This window comes from Paenibacillus sp. MAH-35, from assembly GCF_058135425.1.
Genome location: NZ_JBYUPU010000036.1, coordinates 38,979 through 60,215, shown reverse-complemented (window position 1 = coordinate 60,215; position 21,237 = coordinate 38,979). Strand labels below are relative to the sequence as shown.

Annotated in this window: 15 protein-coding genes; 2 read left to right on the top strand and 13 right to left on the bottom strand. The window is 54.7% G+C overall.

The genetic code is table 11. The features are described from left to right. Positions 1-301: 301 nt before the first annotated feature. The 7 genes from AC3Y2E_RS26980 to AC3Y2E_RS26950 all read right to left on the bottom strand — a co-directional run bounded on the left by AC3Y2E_RS26980 (position 302) and on the right by AC3Y2E_RS26950 (position 12,142). A complete protein-coding gene (locus AC3Y2E_RS26980; protein ID WP_379215979.1) occupies positions 302-1,618 on the bottom strand; it encodes an S-layer homology domain-containing protein in 1,317 nt (438 codons plus the stop codon). A gap of 218 nt (positions 1,619-1,836) precedes the next feature. Beyond that, on the bottom strand, positions 1,837-2,418 hold the full coding sequence (locus tag AC3Y2E_RS26975; RefSeq protein WP_379215977.1) for a DUF975 family protein: 582 nt from the start codon (positions 2,416-2,418) through the stop codon (positions 1,837-1,839). A gap of 208 nt (positions 2,419-2,626) precedes the next feature. After that, positions 2,627-3,334 carry a PIG-L deacetylase family protein gene (locus AC3Y2E_RS26970; RefSeq protein ID WP_190928952.1) on the bottom strand — a complete coding sequence of 236 codons (708 nt, stop codon included), beginning with the start codon at positions 3,332-3,334 and terminating at the stop codon, positions 2,627-2,629. A gap of 53 nt (positions 3,335-3,387) precedes the next feature. After that, positions 3,388-4,341, bottom strand: coding sequence for a GNAT family N-acetyltransferase (locus AC3Y2E_RS26965; protein ID WP_379215974.1), 954 nt, complete (start codon positions 4,339-4,341; stop codon positions 3,388-3,390). A 20-nt stretch (positions 4,342-4,361) separates the two neighbouring features. Beyond that, positions 4,362-5,543 (bottom strand): exo-beta-N-acetylmuramidase NamZ family protein, encoded by a 1,182-nt coding sequence (locus tag AC3Y2E_RS26960; protein ID WP_379215972.1) that lies wholly within the window; start codon positions 5,541-5,543, stop codon positions 4,362-4,364. Positions 5,544-5,828: 285 nt separating this feature from the next. Continuing rightward, positions 5,829-8,828, bottom strand: coding sequence for a DUF4855 domain-containing protein (locus AC3Y2E_RS26955; protein WP_379215970.1), 3,000 nt, complete (start codon positions 8,826-8,828; stop codon positions 5,829-5,831). A gap of 1,016 nt (positions 8,829-9,844) precedes the next feature. Beyond that, positions 9,845-12,142, bottom strand: a complete 2,298-nt coding sequence (locus tag AC3Y2E_RS26950; protein ID WP_379215968.1) for a glycoside hydrolase family 95 protein — start codon at positions 12,140-12,142, stop codon at positions 9,845-9,847. Between the two features lie 273 nt (positions 12,143-12,415). Between AC3Y2E_RS26950 and AC3Y2E_RS26945 the strand changes: the two genes are divergently transcribed. Beyond that, complete coding sequence (locus AC3Y2E_RS26945) at positions 12,416-12,886, top strand: hypothetical protein (protein WP_379215966.1); 471 nt, start codon at positions 12,416-12,418, stop codon at positions 12,884-12,886. 135 nt (positions 12,887-13,021) lie between these two features. Here AC3Y2E_RS26945 and AC3Y2E_RS26940 read toward each other — a convergent pair whose 3' ends face one another. Genes AC3Y2E_RS26940 through AC3Y2E_RS26925 form a run of 4 tightly spaced genes read right to left on the bottom strand, consistent with a single transcriptional unit; the run spans position 13,022 to position 17,163 of the window. Further along, positions 13,022-14,107 (bottom strand): sialidase family protein, encoded by a 1,086-nt coding sequence (locus AC3Y2E_RS26940; RefSeq protein WP_379215964.1) that lies wholly within the window; start codon positions 14,105-14,107, stop codon positions 13,022-13,024. A 13-nt stretch (positions 14,108-14,120) separates the two neighbouring features. After that, on the bottom strand, positions 14,121-15,023 hold the full coding sequence (locus AC3Y2E_RS26935; RefSeq protein ID WP_379215962.1) for an N-acetylneuraminate lyase: 903 nt from the start codon (positions 15,021-15,023) through the stop codon (positions 14,121-14,123). Between the two features lie 49 nt (positions 15,024-15,072). Next, entirely contained in the window at positions 15,073-15,825 is a 753-nt protein-coding gene (locus AC3Y2E_RS26930; protein WP_379215960.1) for an RraA family protein, read from the bottom strand. Between the two features lie 36 nt (positions 15,826-15,861). Continuing rightward, positions 15,862-17,163 (bottom strand): ABC transporter substrate-binding protein, encoded by a 1,302-nt coding sequence (locus AC3Y2E_RS26925; protein WP_379215958.1) that lies wholly within the window; start codon positions 17,161-17,163, stop codon positions 15,862-15,864. Between the two features lie 201 nt (positions 17,164-17,364). On the opposite strand from AC3Y2E_RS26925, the gene AC3Y2E_RS26920 reads away from it, so the two are divergent. After that, positions 17,365-18,252 (top strand): AraC family transcriptional regulator, encoded by an 888-nt coding sequence (locus AC3Y2E_RS26920; protein ID WP_379215956.1) that lies wholly within the window; start codon positions 17,365-17,367, stop codon positions 18,250-18,252. Between the two features lie 64 nt (positions 18,253-18,316). Here the strand turns inward: AC3Y2E_RS26920 and AC3Y2E_RS26915 are convergent, their stop codons facing one another. Together AC3Y2E_RS26915 and AC3Y2E_RS26910 are read right to left on the bottom strand one after the other, a co-directional pair. Next, the gene (locus AC3Y2E_RS26915) at positions 18,317-19,807 is read right to left on the bottom strand and encodes a glycoside hydrolase family 88 protein (RefSeq protein WP_379215954.1); all 1,491 of its coding nucleotides are present in this window, start codon (positions 19,805-19,807) and stop codon (positions 18,317-18,319) included. Between the two features lie 59 nt (positions 19,808-19,866). Continuing rightward, positions 19,867-21,204, bottom strand: a complete 1,338-nt coding sequence (locus tag AC3Y2E_RS26910) for an ABC transporter substrate-binding protein (protein ID WP_379215951.1) — start codon at positions 21,202-21,204, stop codon at positions 19,867-19,869. Positions 21,205-21,237 lie beyond the last annotated feature (33 nt).

The window sequence follows — 21,237 nt, the reverse complement described above, 5'->3', positions numbered from 1 at the left end:
AGATGGGTTTGGTCGATCCGTCCCCGTCCACAAATACCGCGTTTTTAATTTTCTTCCCTTGTCTGAATTCGATTTGAGTTGTTGGATTAAGTGTTCGTTCTTTTGAATACCCTTCCCAGTGAGCTGTACCGTTATAGTTTAGAATGGCTACTTCTGTTGTATCCCCTGCCGCTTGTACTTGTCTGGGTATTGAGCGCAATTCCGGAATAATGAGGTCAAGCGGTAGAAGACTACCAATCATGAGAACCAAGCATAAATAGACGATCCGTTTTTTAAAAGATGAGGGCATTTAAACCCCCTCCTATTCGATTATGGCTGGTGTAATAACTCGGAATACATCTTTGAAATTTGCTCCAGCCGAAGGGTGAGAAGTAACCCTCAACCGTAGAGTGATACCCCCATTTGTTTGTAATCCGTGTTTCGGCAAAATCATTGCACTAAGTGCGTTTTGCTTATCGTCTTTATGATAGACCCTAGCATACGAGTTTAATGTTCCATTGCGAAGAACTCTATCGTCAGGACTTTGAATGCCGTACAACGAAAAGTCCAATCCTTTCGTACTTTTTCGATAGAACGTTTCCGACTCATCATTATTAAACTCTGTATGCGTCTCGACTACGAAAAGATAACTTTCTGGATAATCCAGAACATTAAAGTATTCATTTCCTCCCCCACGCCAAACCAGCTCATTCAAATCCCCCAAAATCCCCCGATTGGGATCATTCGGATCCTCCAGGTCTACCGCGACCACCCGAGTTACGACGCCTTTATACAATCCGTCACTCGTTTCAATCGTCAAATTGTCCATGTTCCATGGGAAGAAGATTTGTCCGCCAAACAACTCCGGCATCACCGTAAAAATATTCGTCTTTTTCAGCGCCAGCTCCGCATTCCCCAGCGCATACTTATCCACTTCCAGCGTTCCGCCGCTGTTCACGGTCAAAATCCGCTCGATGATCGTGACCGACTGCGCCCGTGTCGTGGTGTTGTCCGGAGCCAGGTCCCCGGCTTCTAATCCTTGTATTAGCCCCTTCTTCGTCGCATTGTACATGACCGAACGGTCGTCAATACGGACTTCGGGCTTTTGCAGCGTCGGGTCGGTGGCGCGAACGGCGATCCGGGCCATTTCCAGTCGGGTCATCGCGGCGTTCATGTCGCCTTCCTTGAAATCTTCCTTGCGCTGAATGCCGAGCTCCTGCGCCTTCTGTACAAACGAATCGTACCAATTGGCCGGCTCTCCCGCCGCCGATACGGTCAATTCCTTCTCCGTACCGGCCTGCTTCACATCAACTGCCGGCTTCGCCGCTGCCGCCGTATCCGGTCCCATCGCCGTAAGCACCATCTTAATAAACTCTGCGCGCGATACCTCTTTTTCCGCACGGAACGTCGCATCCTCGTATCCATCCACATACCCTTTCTTGACCGCCTTCTGGATACTCGTCTCGCCCCAATGCCCGCTAATGTCTGTTAGCACGACGTTTTTTGCAGCACCAGAAGACGCCGCAGCAGCAGTCTCGGCCTTCAAGCCCGTATGGGCACTTGCACTCGTGGTCGTCGAATCGCAGGCCGAAACAATTAACAACAAAGCGCTCAAAGTTATCCAATGTTTATTCATCATCAATCTCCCCTTTTATCGGTAGCATAGGTCCAAAGTCATCCATCAGCAGTAGTATCACATAAAATATTCATTCTCGTCCACATATTTCCACAATAAAAAACCGCCATTACACCCATCTCTTCAGATGCGCATAATGGCGGTGCTTCCGCTCATTTCAATCGATTGCTTCCTGAAAATACCATAGATTCAGCAATGTGTCAAGACAGACCGAGATTCCGCTAGCTGGACCGGCTCTTCAAATCCTCGTAAAAAGCCGCCTGGCTCGCCAGCATATAAGGAACCAGCCACAACGAGCCGATGCCGAATGTAATGGCGCTCAGAAGCGCCCAGCCAATAAAGGACACATACAGAACGAACAATCGCCACTTATGCCCGTACATCATTTCTTTGCTTCGCTCAATCGCATCCTGCGGACCAATTGTCGCATCGTCCTGCATAATAAAATAAGCCTGCGAATAGCGGAGAGCGGCGATAATGCCCGGTACGACCAGCAGAAGCGACCATAAAATAATCAACACATACATCAGCAAATAAAGGGCCATGGTCGGCGCATACCGGCTGAAGCCGTCGAACAGCGAGCCGATTAGCGGACGTTCTCCCCTATACAGCCTGAGGAAGAAGACGTACATCGCAAAAGTTAACGGACCGCCCAGCAGCAGAACCCCGATCCACCCGATCCCCGGAATCGAACCGACGAGCCCGAGAATAAGCGAGTAAATCAAGGTCAGACCTACCGCATTCCACCAATAGCCGGTCAAGCTTCTTCTTCCCGCCGCACGCAACTCTGAACTTGTGGGCATGACACCATACCTCCATGTTCGATCGAATTCGCACCGCACGTCCTCGGACCCCTCGCATTTTACGGCACAAAGTAACATATGATCGACAGGAGCGAAACTTTCGTTTTTTTTTCGCCGATACGCAAAAGAAGCCCCCGACACCGTCACCGACAGTGCCAAGGGCTCCCGTTATCCCGTTATCCCGATACCTCAGTCAATCTCCGTCTGCTCAAAACCACTGGAGCCGCTGGTTCAAGGCGCCTCTCGGCACCATAAACCCTTGGGCCCGTTTGAAATAAACCGGCGCTCCGCGCACGACCGTCAGCGATTTATAATAATCGATGTACGGGAAGCCGTAAGTCTCTCCCCTCGCAAAAGCGTACACGCTAAGCGCTTTAATCCACGTCTCGAACGCATCCTCCGGAATGTCCACGAACACCTCGGGCACGAACTCGTGCATATCTTCCCAGTTTTCCGAGAAATACAGCTTGCCGGCATAGTGGGAAGGCAGATCGCGCTCGATCGTTTTCAAGGCGGCATAAAAATGCGCGTCCTCGACGATTTTGTGCGTATTGGCATGGTCTTTATGTATGCTGTTTTTCCAGTGAGTAATAATGATGTCCGGCTTCACCTCGCGGATGATGTCCGCAACTTCGTATTTGATCTCATCGTTGACCGGAATTTCCGCATCTTTGTATTGCAGGAAACGGACGTCCGCGCCGAGAATTTCGGCCGATTTGTACGCTTCCTCGATTTTCTGCTTCGCATATTCGTCCGGCGTCAACCGCGGATGCCCTTTCTCCCCGGGAGTCAGATGCAGGAACGTCGCCTTATGGCCTTCCTGCGTATATTTCGCAATCGTCGCTCCGGCTGTCAGTTCCTGGTCGCCGGCATGGGCGCTGATCGCCAGAATATGTTTTTTACCTTCTCCAGCCATGGTTGATCTCTCCTTTATGTCTGTATAACGCCAAACCAAGTCCGTTCGCTCATCTACAATATTTTCTTGCACACATGAAACCGCCGCGTAATCTCGAAGCCGAGCTTCATATACAGCTGGCCGGCCGCCGTCGCCTCCCCGGTCCATAGAAACCAGGCGCCGTGCAGCCCTTGCGCGCGCATGTTGGCAAGGCAGTCGTGCAGCAGTATTTTGCCGAGCCCTTTGCCCTGCTGCGACGGATCGACGCCGAACGGCCCGAATCTTTCGCGGACGCCCTCGTAGCCGCCGTGCATACAAAACCCGACCAGCTTTCCTTCATGCCGGACGACATGGATCGCGGTCATCGGCAGTCCCCGCAGCAGCCCTTCACGGATCGCCCGGCCCCAATCGGGATTAAAGACATCCGCAGCCAGCTTGATCACTTCGATCAAATCCCGGTCCTGGGCCAAACCAAACTCGTAGCCCTCCCGCTCTCTTTCGCGCTTGAGCGCCTTCACCTCTTGCGGATACGCATAACGGACGAGCGAATAATCCATCGCAACCGGCGAGTACAGGCGGGCAAAGCCTTGTGCCGTCAAAAACGCGTACCCTTCCGGATAGCTCTCTTCATCGACGCCCGGTACGAAATAGTTCGGAGCATACGACGAGAAAAACACCTGCTTGCAGCCCCGCGCCGCCAAAAATTCGAATGCATCCTGCAGGAGCCGGGTTCCGACGCCTTGACGGCGCATCTCGGGGGCTACGAAGAAAAACGTGATCCATCCGTTGTCCGGCTCCAGCTCCGTTCCGATCATCGGCAGCAATCTGCGCAAGCTGTACACTGCCCCTACGAGCTGCTTTCCTTCAAACGCCAGGCGCAGTCCTTCCGGGTCAAAGTTGCCGTCGAGCAGCACCATATTGCGGAACCTCAGCGGCGTTACCGGATCGTGGCGCAAACATTCGTTCCACAGCTTGACGATAGCCGCTTCGTCGCCGGACTCGTAATAACGGTAGACGATTGACGTCATCTCAGATTCTCCTTTGCCAATTACTCGTAGATCAAATAAGCTTTCCGGGTTTTCGACCATTCGGCGGCTTCCCGGTCCCAGTCGTCCGCAATCCGTTCGGCGGACGATTCGTGCAGCGTCAGCCTTACCCGGTCGCTGCCGGTTAACAAGTCGATGAAAGGCTTGGAGCCTTCCTTATAGGGCGGCAGCCATTCGAAATGATCCGCATGCAGATCCTGTACCTGTTTCAGCAAATACAACCCGGTCCTTACAGCCCGGTACTCCGCCCGATCGGTCACATACACTTGAACGCCGCCGCACAACTCTCCCTTATGTTTGGAGAACATGGGGGTAAAATATACCGGATGAAAGACAACGCCTGGCAATCCGCGCCGGTTCATCGCTTCGGCCGTCGCTTTGCCGTCCAGCCAGGGGGCGCCGATCATTTCGAACGGTTTCGTCGTTCCCCGGCCTTCCGAGAGATTCGTTCCCTCGAACAGACAGGTGCCCGAGTAGACGCGCACGGTATCCATCGTCGGCATGTTCGGAGAAGGCATTATCCACGGCTGCCCCGTCTCCGGGAATTCCATATCCCGGGTCCAGCCTCCGAGCGGAACAACGGTCAACCGGCATTTCGGCTGCGATTGGTCGTTCACGAGCTTGGCGAATTCCCCGATCGTCATGCCGGTCCGGAACGGAACCTGCCAGACGCCAACCATCGACTGATAGCCGTCTCGCAGGACGCCTCCCTCTACCGTCCGTCCGCCAAGCGGATTCGGCCGGTCCAATACGATCAGTTCCTTGCCCGCCTTGGCGCAAGCCTGCATTGTATACACCAGCGTCGTTAAGTACGTATAAAACCTTACGCCCAAATCTTGAATATCAAATACGACGGCGTCCAAAGATTCGAGCATCTCCGCAGTCGGAGCCCGGTGTTTGCCGTAGAGGCTGAATACCGTAATGCCAAGACCCGGGTCCGGCTCGTCTTCGAAATAAACCCCGGCCTGCCGCTCTCCCCGAATGCCGTGCTCGCACGCGAACAAGGCGGTCAACTGGGCCGAGGATACACCGGCGCATACGTCGATCGTAGAACGAAAATGTGTAGTGATTCCTGTCGGATTCGTTAACAGTCCGATTCGTTTTCCGCCCAGATAAGCTTCCGCCGAATCTTGCAGCCGATCGGCTCCGGTTTTCACGGAAGGATGCCGCGTGAGACGTTCCAATTGAACGACCTCCATTCGTTATCTTCTTGGTATCGCTTACATCGTTTCTGTTTTCCGAAAAATTCCGCTTCCTAGTTTGTGCAATTCCGAACGCTCGTAAACCTTATTTCAACCACAGCCCCATTATAACACTCTGAAATAATATTTCAATATTAAAAATATATCATGAAAATTTGTTTTATAATCCAAATGCAGACAGCGACGTTCGACTCTCCTTTCCGAGCTCAAAAAAAACCGCAGCGCTTCGAGCTGTTACGGCTCGAGGCGCTGCGGTTTCGTTACTCCTTAACGCTGCTTCACCAAATTGTAGATCGCCTGTGCGGCTTCCGCCCGGGTTACAGCCGACTTCGCTGCGAACCGCTCATCACCCGTGCCCTGCATCAAGCCGGCTTCCGAGGCGGCATATACGTCTGCGCGCGCCCATTCGGAAATTTCCGACTCATCCGAATACCGCCCGGCAGCCGTGCCGGCCGGCCGTGTCCCCGACGCGTACGCGTACGCCCGCACCACCAGCGCCGCCATCTCCTCCCTGGAGATCGTAGCTTGCGGCTCAAACGCGTCAGCCGAACGGCCCTGGATCAATCCGGCATTGTAGGCCGCCGCAATCGCGTCGTAATGCCAGTCGGACCGCGTTACATCCGCAAACGCAGGCGTTGTTGCTCCGGAAGCGTCCTTCGTCAGTCCGAGCATCCGCACGAGCAGCATCGCAAACTCGGCACGCGTCACGTTACGGGACGGTTCGAAGGTGCGAGCCGACACCCCTTCGACCAGATGTTTCGCCGACAAGCTCCGGGTCGCTTCATACGCCCAATCCGTTTTGCCGACATCGTCAAACGTCTTGTCATATTCAAGGACGGCATACGTGCTGAAGTGATTCAGCGCGGCGGTCACGACACCTTTGCTCGCATCGGCCTTGCCGCCGACATAGTCCCATTCCTTCGTGCTTTCCTTGTATACATACAAACCGATCAGGTTTTCGTTTACCGATCCTTTGCGGTACGGCACTTCGACGTTAACCGGTTCACTGAACCGGTCCAGCTTTACCGACGTTTTGCCGCCAGCCGGTACGATCGTGATCGCGAATTCGTACAGGTCGCCCGCCGCAGTGACAGCCAGCCCTTCGCTTCCTCCAGCCGGCTTTTTGTCATTGGCTTGGTCAGCAGCAACCGGACGCACCGTAAAGATCACTTCCGCACCCGCACCGTTACCGTCCGCTGCGAGCTCCGTAATCTGCTTCAGGACCGCAGCCGGCACTTGTACCGAAGCGGCTCCGAAATGCAAAGCCAACCGGTCGTCGCCCAGCTTCGCAACTTCTGCAGCCGGCAGGACTGCCTCCCGGACGCCGGCCGGCAGTTGAACCGTCACTTGACCGTCCCGGCTGCCGCCAAGCTGCTCCCGGCCAATCGTCTGCCGTTCCCCATCGGGAGTCGAAGGCTGAACCGTTACCGGTCCAGGTCCAGGTCCGGGGCCGGAGCCTCCGCTAACCGGTCCGCTGCCCGGCGTGTCGTCCGTGCCGTCATCCGGGTTGTTGCCCGGGTTTTCGATAACGGGCGGAACATACTTGTCCGGATACGTGCCTTTTACGAAATTATACGTGTCCTCATAAATTTTCCGGTCTCTTGCAACCGTACTCTTATAGGCAAGCTGGAACGTATCGGTCGCCCAATACCAGGCGAGCGCCGACTCTTTCATATATTTGGCTGTGACGCCCTGATCCAGATAATCGTAAAACTTCGTCCGCAGCGCCTCGTCTCTGAAAATGTTATGATGCACTTCCATCTCCACGCCTAGTCCGAACCGTTTCGCCAGATCCGCCGTATCCGTCGGTCTTGTTTTCGGGCTGGTGTAGAAAGCGTAGTTCGGCTGGATAAAAGCGAAGTCGAAGCCAAGTTCCTTCCAGCGGAACGCTCCCGCCGCCTGATAAAACGGAATCCAATGAATCTTTTTGCCTTTCGCGTGCACGTAGGCCGTCGATTGCTTCACCAGCTCTTCTTCCCGGTTGCTCGCATAATTATGTACCGCCTCGTCGTACCAGTAAAAGCCCTCAAGCGACAAATGCTTGAAGCCGGCGGCTTCCCATTTCTGCATCAACAGATCGACATACCATTTCACAGCCGTCATCCGGTTGTCCAGCGCTTGATCGTCTCCAACGGCGTTATGGTCGAAATTGAGCGTTTTGCCGTTGACGACCCCGAAATTGTTTTGGATCGGAAGCGCTTTCGGAATGGAGATATATACTTTGTACTTGTAGTCCGGCTGATTCAGCTTCGTCTTGACGTCCGCAACCGCTTGCTCCAAAGCGGCAAGCTGAACGTCCGGCTTGAACAGCAGTTCGGCGTACTCCTCCCAGTCCTCCTTGTTCGAGGCGTAGGCGGCGGAAGTCACCGTACTCGCACTGATATAGGAGCGGTTTTTGGAGCTCGTCGGATAGTTCATGAATAGGATCGTGTCGTAAAACCAATCCTTAACAGCCCCGTCTTTATCGACATAAGCAACGACCGGTAAAATGTCCTCATATGTTCTCGGCAAATACACTTTTCCGTTTGTGTGCCAGCCCCCGTACAGCAAATATTCATGCTTCAATCCGCCTACCTGATCCGAGCCGGGAGCCGGAAACTTGTGCTCCTCGTTAGGCAGATACGGGCTGAAGTCCGCTCCGGCCGGAACAACGGCGTCTGCAGCTACCTGCGTCAGACCAAGCGCCTCAATCTCATCGAGGAAAATAAAGACGTCAACCTCGAAGCTGATTTTGATTTTCGAAGCTTTGACGTTCAGTCCTCCGAGCGTATACACATACTGCTTCGCGTCGAGCTTCACCGCCGAGCTGTTCGGAATTTTCCCGAGAAAATGCCACGACTGCCCGTCATCGTTCGATACCGATACGGCTAGATAGTCGGGTTTGTAAATCCCGGCGGAAGGGTCGTCAAGCGCCCGCACGTTCACTTCCCGAAGCGTAGACGGCTGACCGAAATCGATGACCAGGCTTCTGCCGATGTTGCGGAAAAAGCTGGCATACCGGGTCGCACCCTCTTTGCCCCAATCCCCAGTGCCCAGCAAGCTGTCCGTCAAAAACTTCACCTTCGCCTGCTCGCTGGTCCGAACGGCCGCATCCCCGGATTCGACCGACAATACCGGCTGCTTGTTGTACACCAGGTTGGTTACGGTATCTCCCGGAGAGCCCGCAGACCCTCCCGGATCTCCGGCCGCATAGGCCGGTCCGAACGGCAGCAGCGCCACCACTATGGCGAATACGAGCAGTCCGGTCATTTTGGATTTCCAACGCATAAAACGAACCTCCTTCTCGATAGTTCCATGCCTTGCACATCAGAAACTTCCGATGCAGCTTCCTTGATACCTACCACGTCACTCTCGGCTGGCCGCGTTTACATCCCTCCTTGTCGGAAAAGGTTTAAAAGCCGGAACGTTTCGCAACCGCTTACATTTTATGCGCATTCGCCGCCGGCTTTTTTCGCCTGCGAGAACGGCTGTAACGAATAATGCGCTTTCAGCCAAACGGTCCAAACGTCCCCGCACCGCGATTTATGTTACCGACACGGCCATTTAAACACAATTATCACTTCAAGCGCATGGAAAGATAAAACATTTCCCGTAAAAGAAAAAAGCCCCGCTGGGCTTTAACGACTTGGAAAACGTTACATTGGCGCTTCTTTTTTTGGGTGATACATTCACGCCGCTGGCTCTCCAAAAGCAATAAGAGTTTTTTGCAGCCTCTATTTTCAGCCTATTAGGAAAACAGAAGCGTATAAAGGCGGTTTGCGCCTCTTATTTCAACCAGTTGGCCGGTCTGCGCTCATATCCCGGAAATTAGGAGCCCCAAACCGCTCCTATTCCTTCCACCAAGACGATTTCAGACAAAATAAAAAACGTACAAACGAGGCTGTCGATTCATTGAGTAGAAGTGTTAGCAGGCCGTTCGAAGTGAAAAGTTACCTTCTTCTGCTCAAACAGGTTGTCCGGAATCCCTTGATTGAATAAGGATTGTAAGGTAGGGGATTCCAGACAAAACTCGCCAGAAGCTAATCTTTTCCCTTTCCACTTGGTTGTCCACAGTGAATCGACAGCCTCACAAACAACTCTTATCCAGCTCCAGCCGGCCCATAAACAGACGCCCCACAACAGCAGGAATTTATCTTAGCGGCTAAGGCAGCCTCTACTTCGCCCAAACCATTTTGGGCTCAAACAAGTTAGGCTCTCGTCCCATTTTGATACAGTGCAGAGCTGCCATATCCCGATACAAGCACGAAAGGCGAGCGGCCAAACCGCTCGCCCCCCTGCCTAACTTAATCGCTGCAGCTCAGCGCGTAGCTATGTCCCGCTTTCGTCGCAAAGCGGACAAGCCCTTCGCCTTCCGCCAGCACGTCGCCCGGATGCTCCGCGTCCAGCACAACCAGCCGGGCATCGCTGCGGACAACGCACACGCCTCCGCTCCTCGAACGGATGGCGGCCCGGGTCAGCTTGCCCTCGCTCCACTCGATATCGACCTCGAAGCCGCCTCTTGCCCGCAGTCCGCGGACACGCCCGCCGGGCCATGCCGCAGGCAGCGCCGGCAGCAGCCGCAGCTCTCCGCCGTGCGACTGCAGCAGCATCTCGGCAACCGCAGACGTTCCGCCGAAATTCGCATCGATCTGGAACGGCGGGTGATCGCCGAACAAATTCGGATGAACCGAGTGTCTAAGCAGAGCCGCATAGTTGTCGTACGCTTGGTCCCCGTCCTCAAGACGTGCCATAAAGTGAATAATCCACGCCCGGCTCCAGCCCGTATGGCCGCCGCCATGCTTCAGCCTCCGGTCCAGGGTGACGCGCGCCGCCTCGGCCAGCTCCGGAGTACCCCGAAGCGTAATTTGCTCCCCGGGGTGCAGCGCGAACAGATGCGAGATATGCCGGTGACCGGGCTCGACCTCCTCGTAATCGTCCGCCCACTCCATAATTTGACCGTGACGGCCGATCGCCGGCTCCGGAAGCTTGCCCAGCGCCTCCGCCAGCCGCATTCGGAAGTCTTCGTCAACGCCCAGCCGCACAGAGGCTTCCACGCAGCCTGTAAACAAGGCGCGCACAATTTGCGTATCCATCGACGGCCCGACGCACATACATCCGGTATTGCCGTTCGGCAGCCGGTATTTGTTCTCAGGAGACAAGGAAGGAGCGGTTACGAGCCGGCCTTGGTCATCCTCGATCAGAAAGTCCAGGAAAAACAACGCAGCGTCCTTCATAACCGGGTATGCCCGCTCCGCAAGGAACGACTCGGACAAGCCGAACCGGTAATGCTCCCAAGCGTGCAGCGCCAGCCAGGCACCGCCCGTCGGCCAGTACACCGCCGGAATGTACGTGCCTTGAATGGCCGTATCCGCCCATAGGTCGGTAGCGTGATGTGCGACGAAACCTTCGGCTCCGTATACGATCCGGGCCGTACGCCGCCCGTTCTCCCGAAGCCGGTCCAGCAGATCGAACAACGGCTCATGGCATTCGGCCAGTCCGGTGACCTCCGCCGGCCAGTAATTCATCTGCAGATTGATATTGATATGGTAATCGGCCTCCCAAGGCGGCGTATGGCTCTCATTCCAGATCCCTTGCAGGTTGGCGGGCAGAGATCCCGGTCTGGAGCTGGCCATGAGCAGGTAACGTCCGTATTGAAAAAATAACGATTCCAACCCGACATCCCTTCCGCCTTCCCGCACGCGGCGAAGCCGTTCGTCAGTCGGCAGCTCCGCCGTCTCCTCCGCCTGCTCGTCGTCCAGCTCAAGCGCCACTCTGCCATACAACGAACGGTGATCATCCTGGTGATCGCGGAGCAGCGCCTCATAGCCTTTCCGTGCCGCGGCCTCCACTTGCTCAAGGCACAGCCCGCGCGGATCACCGCACCGGAACGTCGTCTGGGCCGCCAGCAGCAAAGTAACGGAATCCGCCCCTTCCACCGACACAACGCCGCCGATCGTATGGACGCTCCCCCCTTCGGCAACCGCTTTCAATACGACGGAGTAAACGACGCCGTCCGGACCGCATTGTCCGCCCATCGCAATCGTATCCGATCCGATCAGCGAGATCTCCCCGTCGAACGGCCGCCGGTTCAAGTCCGCTGTAAAGGTAAGTGCCCCTGGTGCACCGGCAGTAAGCCGAATTACGATAACCTGGTCAACGGCACTTGAGAATTGGACCCTCCGAAATGCCGCCGATCCGCTGACAAATTCGACAACCGCCTTACCGCACGCCAGATCCAGCTCCCGCTTGTAGTCCTGAACGTCCTTCTCCACCCCTTCGAAGAACAGTGACAAATCGCCAAGCGTCTGATACGGGGCAAAATGATGCGGCATCGAGCTCATCGTGATTCTGGCGAGACGCTCCGCCTCCTTCGGTTTGCCTTCGAACAACAGGCGGCGAATGTCCCCAAGATGTCGGATCGCCTCCGGGTTGTCCCGCTGCTTCGGACCACCGTACCAGACGGAATCCTCATTAAGCTGAATCCGCTCCTCGGCCGCCCGGCCGAATATCATGCCTCCCAGCCTGCCGTTGCCGATCGGCAGCCCCTCGACCCAGCTTCTGGCCGGCTTTATATAAGTTAGCTTTTCGTTCATTTGACTCATCGAAATCCTCCTTTAAGGTTACCGGTAACCTCAATGTAAACGGACTTCCTCATTCTGTCAATGACCAGTTGTTCGACCGGGTCATGCAACCTGACCGTGTTTCCCTGTGTTTACGTATAGGAGCCCGTACATTCCCAAACGGTAGAACTTAAAGGAGGCATGAAAAGAATAAGCGTTTGGTTCCTATGGCTAGCGATAGCCGGTCTATTGTTTGGCTGCACGATGCATAAGCAGCCGGATACAGCCGGGCCTGGACATCAGGAGAGCGCCTCGTTGAAGCTGAAGTCGATTCAGGACATGAAAAAAGCAGCCCTCCAAGGCCGAATGAAAGAAATCAAAATGCCGCTGGGTTCGACTTTTCAAGAGATTGCTCAAACCTATGGTGAGCCGGAAGGCATCTCGAACGAAGAATGCTGGACGTATTCGTATGGTCATACCCGGACAGAAGGCGCTTTTTATTTTCATCATGACTCCTGTTCGGACGGGCTTAATGTTCTGAAGCCGGAAACCACGCTTAATAAAATTTCAGTGACTGCCGAGTTTTTGCAGATCCGGATGACAGCTGAGGACGTAAAGCTGGCATTGGGGAATCCCGACATCGAGTATGTGGGCGAAGCATACGGCGGCTACTACCTGATTTACAATTTAGCGCCTTATCAGCTGATCTTTATTGCAGATATGCATAGCGAATCCAAAAGCATACACAAAGTCAATGTGACCCGCATCAACGAGAAACAAAGTTAACAACCACAAACTGGCAGACAGCAAACAAAGAAAACCGCCCGGCGCTGAATCATCAGCATGAGCGGTTTTTTGATATTTTCCCATTACGCAAGCAACAAGACGATTATCCGCTATAACCCTCGCAGACTTAACATGTTACCCGCCAAACCATTCCCGGTCGATCAAAGCGAGGCACAAGTCCATCCCCTTCCGCTGAAAAGGGAGCGCCGGATCACGCTGGATCAATTGCGGGTCCTCCACCTTCGCGTAAGTGAGCAGCGCATCCCCCTTCTCGGTCATCATGCAGTTTACGTTCATATACTCGTACGGTCCCGTCTCAATATCCCCGACCTTGCTCCATGTCGCTCCGCCATCGCGGGACAAGGCGGCGGTCAGAGGCGTACGCAGTCCGTAGTGATGTCTGGTCGGATCGTACTTGCTGGCATTGTAAAACAACACCAGATCGCCCGTTCCCGGTATTCGCCGCAGACACGTACACGATTCCGGAGCGTGCAAGCCGGAAGTTTGCGGCATCGACCAAGTCTCTCCGTAATCCTCGGAGCGCGACAGGAACACCGCACCCAGCTGCGTACGGATCGACATGAGCAACTGCCCGCCGTCCCCTTCGGCCACAGACGCCTCCATAGCGCCTCTCATCGGCAAATCCAGAACCGTGCTCGCCCGCCGCCAGCTCACCCCGTCATCGTCGCTTAAGAAGCAGCTGATCGTATTGTGCTGGCCTCCCTGATGCCCCGTACCGAAATGATACGGCAGCAGCAGACGGCCATTGCTTAATACGTTCATATGGTTGGCTCCGCCCTGCAGCCATTGTCCCGCGCTCCGCTCCCATATGGCTCCCGCTTCCTGCCAAGTCTCTCCTTCGTCCGAGGACCGGAACAGGATCATACTCGAGCTGCTCGCGCCGTGATGCCCGCGCAGACAGTGCAGCAGCAAGTCGCCGGAAGGCAGCCGGGACAAGCCCGGAGCTTGCACATTATGATCGCCCGGCGATACGTCGACGAGCATTCGTTCCCCGTCCCAGGTGATCCCGCCGTCAGCCGAAGTTTTGGAGTAGATGCGGCACAATCCGAAATCGCTGCCTCCCCCCGGCCCCTCCTCGTATTTATGCCATACGAGCATCAAGCGCCCGTCCTTTAGCGCCACGATACTCGCCGTATCGTTACGCGGATTGCCGGCTCCGGATTCGGCGACTACTACATATTGAATCCCTGTATTCGACATAAGCTTCAGCTCCTTAATCCTTCACTCCCAAAAAATCGAACTGCTGCGCAAACAGACGGATCTGCTGCCGTTCTTCCTCCGTTAGTTGCTGAATCGGCTTTCTCGGCCGCCCTGTGTCTATGCCTTGCAGCCGCAAAATTTCCCGCTCGAAGGCGATAAAATCGTATTTCAGCAGCTCGGCGATCACCCGGTTCGCTTTCGCCTGCAGCCGGAGCGCCTCGGCCATGTCCCCCGCCTTGAACTTCGAGTACAGCTGTGTGAACAATTTCGGCATGATGTTATACGTGCTTCCGATTGCGCCGCAGCAGCCGACCGCGAGCCCGGCCAGCAGACATTCGTCCGGACCGTTGAAGACACGGAAGTCCGGCCCGCACGCTTCGATCAGTTGCTGCAGCTCAAACGTATCTTTGGACGTGAACTTCACTCCGGCGATATTGTCCACCTTGGATAACTCCTCGTAAAACCGCACCGTCGATTGAACGCCTGTCATCGCAGGGAAATGGTACAGGATCAGCGGAAGGTCCGACGCTTGCGCAATATCGAGATAGTGGCCGCGAACCTGCTCCGCACCGTGCTTGTAGTAAAAAGGGGCAACCGACGACACCGCATCGGCTCCGGCCCGTGCCGCATGTTGGGCCAGCTTGACGCTGGTAGCCGTATCCATCGCACCGACGTGGGCGATGACCGGAACGGTTCCGCGGACTTCGTCTACAATCACTTCCAATAATAGTTCCCGTTCCCCGGCGGATAACAGAAACCCTTCTCCCGTACTTCCGCCTACATAAAACCCGTCGACCCGCTTCCCCAGCAAATGCCGGACAAGCTTGCGGGTTGCCCGCTCGCTTATATTTCCCGATTCGTCATAGGGCGTAAGGATTGCCGAAATAATACCTTGAAATCGTTCTAAAGCTAACATGCTCTCACCTATCTATCCCGTCTCTGCGTTTTTTAGTTGCTGAATCGTCTTACCATTCTCCGGATTTCCTGTAAGCCTGCTTGGTTCGAAGAGCGAACTCGCCGCCCGCGGCATCGATTGCCTGGAGCAGCTCCCCGGCAGACTTGCCGGGCGCATTTCTGGCCGCGGGGATCAGCGTATCGCATTCATTGTCGTCCATGAAACGGACGGCCTCCAACAGCCGGCGCTCATCTTCCTGCGGAATGACGATGAAGCCGTGCTTGTCCGCATGAATGAGCTGGCCCGGCCTAACCGTACAACCAAATACTTCAACTTCACAGCCCCAGCGGACCGGCGTGCTATAGGCATGACCGACACACAATCTGCGGGCGATCGCCTTGAAGCCGGCGTTCGTCATTTCATCGAGATCGCGGATCGCACCGTCGGTAATCGTACCGACGCATCCTAAGGCGCGGTGAATATTGCTGTTCACCTCTCCCCAGAACGCTCCGATTACCCGGGGTGCATCCAAGTCCTGAACGACGACGATTTTAGGGCCGGGGCGGCTTGCCACATAGTGCCGGTATTCGCTCCACGCATTCGGATTGCTTTGCGGATGCGCCGGGTTCCCGGGCTCGATCTGGACCGTTACGGCATAACCGGTCATCGGTCCCATCTGTGGCATATAATCCCGCGTTTCCTCCCGATTGAACCCCGTCGTAATGTCGTGCTCCGTGATCGCTTCCCAACCATTGTAGATGGTCGGCGTATTCCATCTTTTCAACTTCAACAATTCGCCGTAGCTTGGACGCTGCAGGTTCATCCTTCAATCCCCACTTTCGCTTCTTGCCGCGGATGCTTACTGTTTCTTTTTAGCCTCCACAGCCTGGTTCAGCTTCTCGTCAGCCGTACGTAGAGCCGTTGCCACATCGCTCTCGCCCAATATCACTTTCGACAGCTCCCCGGCCGCGAAATGGAATTCATTAATGCCGATCAGCTCCGGATTGATCTTGGGGGCAGACGCAGACTTATTGTAGAAATAAGCGAAATTGTTTTTGTCTTTTAATTTCGGATTGTTTTGCATATACGCTTTTTGAATCTCTTTATTTTGCAAAGCCGTTGCCCGCCCATCCTTGGACGCCTTCATTTGAAACTCGTCGGAGGTGATGACGGTGATCGCTTTAAACACATCTTCCTTATGCTTGCTCGTACTCGTGGGCAACAAATATCTTCCCGCCGTCTTCGTGCCCATACCCGGAGCCTCCGGATAAGTCGGAAGCGCCACATAATCGAAGTTGATCGCTTTATCCGCGGCCGCAGCCGCTCCACCGCCTACCGTCATCGCTACGGTTCCGGTAAGGAAATCGCGTTCTTGAATCTGATCCGAGAGCGTATCCTTCGTGACGTGGTTGCCCGGAATTTCATAAAACCGTTTCACGTTATTAAACACCATTTTCCAGGAATCCGTGTTGATGACCGCCTTATCGTTGCCATCCAATGCCAGCAAGGAGAGCTGATTATTGATCACGAAAATATTCGACCAGTTGGCGCTTAGTCCCCTGATCTGCACGCCGTCCTCGACCCGGGTAAGCCTTTTGGCGAGCTCGTAAGTCTCGTCCCAGGTCATACCGTCCTTCGGATACGGAACTCCGAATTTATCGAAAATGTCTTTGTTGTAATAAAGCACGTAACCCAAGGAGGCATTTTGGTAAGGAATCCCGAAAACCATCTGATCCGCCGTCATATCTCGCATGGCCTGCACCGCATTCGGTTCCAGCCTGTTCAGATCGAAATTATACTTCTTAATCCATTCGTCCAGATTTTGACCGAGCTTCAGATCTAGAAACATCGGCAAATTAACTCTGGCGGTCATATACACGTCGGGGATCGTCCCGGCGGCAATCAGATCTTTCAATTCCGTACCTTTCCCCGGCACAATGTATTTCGTAGAAATGTGCGGATATTTCTCGCGAATCGGCTTGCCGAATTGCTCCTGGAACTCTTCTTCCGTGATCGGGATACCGGTAAATACAAGCTCTACCGGTTTATCGCCGGGTCCCGCCGTCTGCTGCCCCTGCTCCCCGCTTGTTCCGCCGGCTCCGCAGCCGGAGACCGATGCTGCGGCCAGAACGACAGCGGCGGCTAATAAGCTTTTTTTCATAGTAAAACCCCCTGTGTTATGATAGATAGCAGCTCCTGTTAAAGCGCTTTCCCTCTTGCTATATTCAGAATAACTTGATTAACTTTGGAATACGTCCTATATTTTTTCGATTCCTCTCATTATTTTCACTGTACGTTTTGTAAACCGAACTTCTTATTTCTACCAGAAGCTAGACTGATTACGCAGCAAAGGGGGCCCCCCATGCCGTCCGTATTCCCGCCGGTGCTAACCGATTATCCGAACAAAGACGGGTTTCCGTTTTACATTATCCAAAAAATAAATAATAACATCCCCCCTCACCGGCACGACTTCCTGGAGCTCTGCCTCGTTGTCGAAGGAAGAGGAACCGAGATTGTAAACGGAGTGTCGCATACGCTGGAACCGGGGACGATGACCTTTCTTCTTCCCTACCAAATCCACGAGATTCATGCAGACGCTGGCCTGGATCTGCTGCTCTACGTATGCAACTTCGACATGGGGCTGCTGCTGAACGCACCCGATCGCGAGCTCGGCCACTGCTTGCTGCATGACGACGAGACGAAGCTCGCGCCTTTCGTTCAGATCAGCCGCGAGCAGTACCGGGATATGCTCGCCTTGTTCGACCGGATGCAGCTGGAGTATAGCCGGAACGAGCGATGGAAACGGCTGATGCTCACCTCGATGCTGTTCGAGGCTCTGGCCGGATTCGACCGGATTCGTTGTCAGGCGGAACCGTCCATAGAGGCGGCAATAACCCGCAGATCGGATCATTCGACAATATGGGAAATCATTCACTACATCCACCAGCACTATCAGGAGCCGTTAACGCTCGCCGAGCTGTCGAAGCTGTTTCATTTCAGCGTGCCGAATCTTAGCAAACTGCTAAAGCGTCATCTCGGGACGAGCTTCATCGACTTCATCCACGAGCTGAGGATACGCCAGGCATGCAGCTTGCTCCAGTCGAGCCGGATGTCGATAACCGACATCGCGATGGAGGTCGGATTCCGTTCGTTCGCCAGCTTCTCGCGCGTGTTCAACGATCTGAAGGGCGTCTCCCCTTCGGTATACCGGAGAACATGGAGCGAGCGCTCCACGGACGCCGAATCTTGAACGGACAACAAAAAAAACGAACTGCTGCCCGCCAGCAGTTCGTTTTTTATTCATTCGGGAAGGGTTAACGTTGTGCAATCCCCCGCTCCGGTTCGGAGTAAACCGCCGCATACAGCTGCGCCATTAACCCCATCCCCATCTGTGACAAAACCCGGTATCCCCCTCGCTGCAGCTGGAGCCCCCCGCAATTATGCTGGCAGACGCCCTGCAATACCCCGTCCGGCGTCAAATACGTCTCCAGCGCCTGCATCGCTTCCCGGGCTGCGTCAAGCATTGTGTGCGGCAGCACACCGGCTCGCGCCCCGAGCGCCAAAGCGGCGGCAATCCCTGCCGAGCCGGAAGTCTCGATGCCCGTCTCCGGCTCCCCGAGAAAGCAAGACCACAGCCCTCCCGGCTCCCGCCGTGATAAAGCAATTTCAGACATACGCCTGAATTCCGCCGACACCTCTTCCATACCGGCCAGCTTGGCATAACGCCGCGAACCTTGAAACTCCATAAAGGTCCGGACGAATCCGAGCATGTACCAGGTGTAGGAGCGCGCCCAGTTCCGCATAATCCGCTTTTGCCCGCTACCGGAGACGATGCCGTACAAGTCGCGGCCGTCCGTAAGCGCCTTCCGGCGAAGCAAAAGCTGCCGTAGAGCCGTCTGCGCAAGCTGATCGTTCCCGAGTCTCGACGCAATGACCGCCATCGGATACCCCATCGTATAGGCGCCTTCCGCCGTAAGGGAAGTCTCCGCAGAGAGGATTCCTTTCTCTTCGACGAGATGGGAGTTCCAGTACGAAACCAGCTGCCCTACAAGCGGATGATCCGGTGTCAGCTTCGCGATAACGGCGATCGGCAGGGTGCTTTCGATTCCGGAAAAACTCCCGTCTGACGGCAGTCCGTGCAGATCCTCGTAAATCAGTTGGCCGTTATCGTTCACATATTGACCCATATGACCGGCGATCACTTGCTCGGCCCGATTCGTTTCCCCCATACGGCGCATATCGTACAATCCGTCGAGAACGCATCCTTCCAGCCAGCCAAAAGGCTGCAAACTGTCCAGAGACATCATCCGTTGCCGGAACTGCCGGATGTGCTGTCCATCCTCCGCCAGCATCAGGTGAGGAGCGAAGAACCTTCGGGTATCGTCGGCATTCAAGCCGTCAAACACCCATAAAGTCGAATCGGTCTCGATGATCCGCAGTCCGATGCCTTGCCGCAGCGCTGCTTGAACCTGCGCACGGGTTAACGGCAATTCAAAGGGCTGAAATACGTAGGCGTAGCGAATGTCGTAAGATCCCAGCCGTTCTCCGGAATCAAGCAAGTACGCTTCAACAAACAACACTTCTCTCATTTCCACAGCGATTGTAATGCGCAGCCTTGCAGCCAGGTGCGGGTTGTCCAGAAACCGCTGCATGGCCGAGCCATCCCACGTTAATTTCAATTCGTGGCCTACGCCTCCGATCGGTACAGCCGACCAGCCTGCGGGGACCCTTTTTCGTTCCGGCAGGCTGCGAGCCGGAGCGGCCCCTACCTTCGCCGCCTCATATATAACGGTGGTGTCTTCCATCTTGTGATGTTCCTCCATCCTGCAAAACCGAAAATCATGCCGCTCCGCGATGAGGGCCGTCACTTGCTTTTACTCATTTCGGCGGCAATTTTCTGATCCGTGCGTTCATCCGCCTCACGAAGTACAGTGTTAATGTCTTTTCCGTTCCACTGCAGGTCGTTGAAGGCTGTCTGGACTTCCGCCAGCGCTATTGCCTGGAAGCGGGTCAAGCTCGCGATCGGCGCCGGTTTCGCCGTAAACAAAGCTTTCACGTTTTTATCGTTCAGAAAGGGAAGCTCTTTGCCGAATTCATTCACCGTGTCCGCGTTTTGCAGCGCCGGTACATATCCTTTACGGGCCAGATGCTTCTGGAATTCCGGCGAAGTCACGTAGGCCGCAACCTGGAACGCCGCATCCTTATGCTTGCTGTTGGATGTCACATAGAAATAGCCGGGCGCATTCTGAGGTCCTGTATTGGCCGCCTCCTTGTAAGTAGGGTAGGTGGTCAAATCCCAGTCGAGCGTCTTGTCCTTATCGGCGAAGTATCGCGTACCCAAAGCATTGGGCCCAAGCAGCATCGCCAGCCGCTGTTCGCCGAACAGCTTCAATTGAGCGGAATAAGTCAGCGTGGTTTTGTCGTATTCGTTGTTCGGTATTTGAAATAAGCCCGTCAAAGACTGAAAGATCAGCTTGAATTTCTCTGACGACATCGTCGCTTTATTGGTCGCCGGATCGATAAACGACGGGGCAAGCGGGTCCAAAGACATCACAAAGCCGAGTGAAGTGCCGAAACCATAATAATGGACGCCGTCCACCACACGGCTCATCCTGCGGGTCAAGTCGTATAATTCCTCCATCGTCATGCCGTCCTTCGGATACGGAAGGCCGAACTGATTGAAGAGTCCTTTGTTATAGATCAGCGCAACCGAATCGATCGAAACCGGAAGACCGTACATCCCCCCATTCGCCAGCTGACGCTGCGCATCTACAGAAGTTTTCTCTAGCGGAGACAAATCATAGTTGTGCTCTTTCATAAGACCAGTCAGATCGTATTGAAGCCCGTTTTGAAGCAGATTCGTAGGGGTATTTGCGAATGAGTCGTAATAAATATCCAGTTGCTGTCCTGTTTCCAAAATCGCTTTAAGCGTGATATCCGGCGCGATGAATTCAGGTGTCACATGCGGAAACTTCTCCTTGATTTTATCACCGAATACAGCCATAAACCCTTCCTTCGAAGTGATCGACCCTATATTCATTTTGAATGAAAGAGTGACCGGTTCATGGGAAACAGCCGGCTCTCCCCCCTTGCCTGGCTGTTCGTTTCCCGCCTTGCCGCCGCTGCCTCCCGAGCAACCGACCAGACCCGCCTGCACCAACATGCATAGCGACAGCAGAACTGCGCCTTTTCTTATTTTCATTGTGCTTCCCCCTTGGATATTATGAAAGCGCCT

What these genes read in the sequence shown, in the direction of transcription:
- AC3Y2E_RS26980 (WP_379215979.1), bottom strand. Translation starts at nt 1,618, where the DNA reads ATGATGAATAAACATTGGATAACTTTGAGCGCTTTGTTGTTAATTGTT.
- AC3Y2E_RS26975 (WP_379215977.1), bottom strand. Translation starts at nt 2,418, where the DNA reads ATGCCCACAAGTTCAGAGTTGCGTGCGGCGGGAAGAAGAAGCTTGACC.
- AC3Y2E_RS26970 (WP_190928952.1), bottom strand. Translation starts at nt 3,334, where the DNA reads ATGGCTGGAGAAGGTAAAAAACATATTCTGGCGATCAGCGCCCATGCC.
- AC3Y2E_RS26930 (WP_379215960.1), bottom strand. Translation starts at nt 15,825, where the DNA reads ATGAACCTGCAGCGTCCAAGCTACGGCGAATTGTTGAAGTTGAAAAGA.
- AC3Y2E_RS26920 (WP_379215956.1), top strand. Translation starts at nt 17,365, where the DNA reads ATGCCGTCCGTATTCCCGCCGGTGCTAACCGATTATCCGAACAAAGAC.
- AC3Y2E_RS26965 (WP_379215974.1), bottom strand. Translation starts at nt 4,341, where the DNA reads ATGACGTCAATCGTCTACCGTTATTACGAGTCCGGCGACGAAGCGGCT.
- AC3Y2E_RS26925 (WP_379215958.1), bottom strand. Translation starts at nt 17,163, where the DNA reads ATGAAAAAAAGCTTATTAGCCGCCGCTGTCGTTCTGGCCGCAGCATCG.
- AC3Y2E_RS26940 (WP_379215964.1), bottom strand. Translation starts at nt 14,107, where the DNA reads ATGTCGAATACAGGGATTCAATATGTAGTAGTCGCCGAATCCGGAGCC.
- AC3Y2E_RS26935 (WP_379215962.1), bottom strand. Translation starts at nt 15,023, where the DNA reads ATGTTAGCTTTAGAACGATTTCAAGGTATTATTTCGGCAATCCTTACG.
- AC3Y2E_RS26910 (WP_379215951.1), bottom strand. Translation starts at nt 21,204, where the DNA reads ATGAAAATAAGAAAAGGCGCAGTTCTGCTGTCGCTATGCATGTTGGTG.
- AC3Y2E_RS26955 (WP_379215970.1), bottom strand. Translation starts at nt 8,828, where the DNA reads ATGCGTTGGAAATCCAAAATGACCGGACTGCTCGTATTCGCCATAGTG.
- AC3Y2E_RS26950 (WP_379215968.1), bottom strand. Translation starts at nt 12,142, where the DNA reads ATGAGTCAAATGAACGAAAAGCTAACTTATATAAAGCCGGCCAGAAGC.
- AC3Y2E_RS26915 (WP_379215954.1), bottom strand. Translation starts at nt 19,807, where the DNA reads ATGGAAGACACCACCGTTATATATGAGGCGGCGAAGGTAGGGGCCGCT.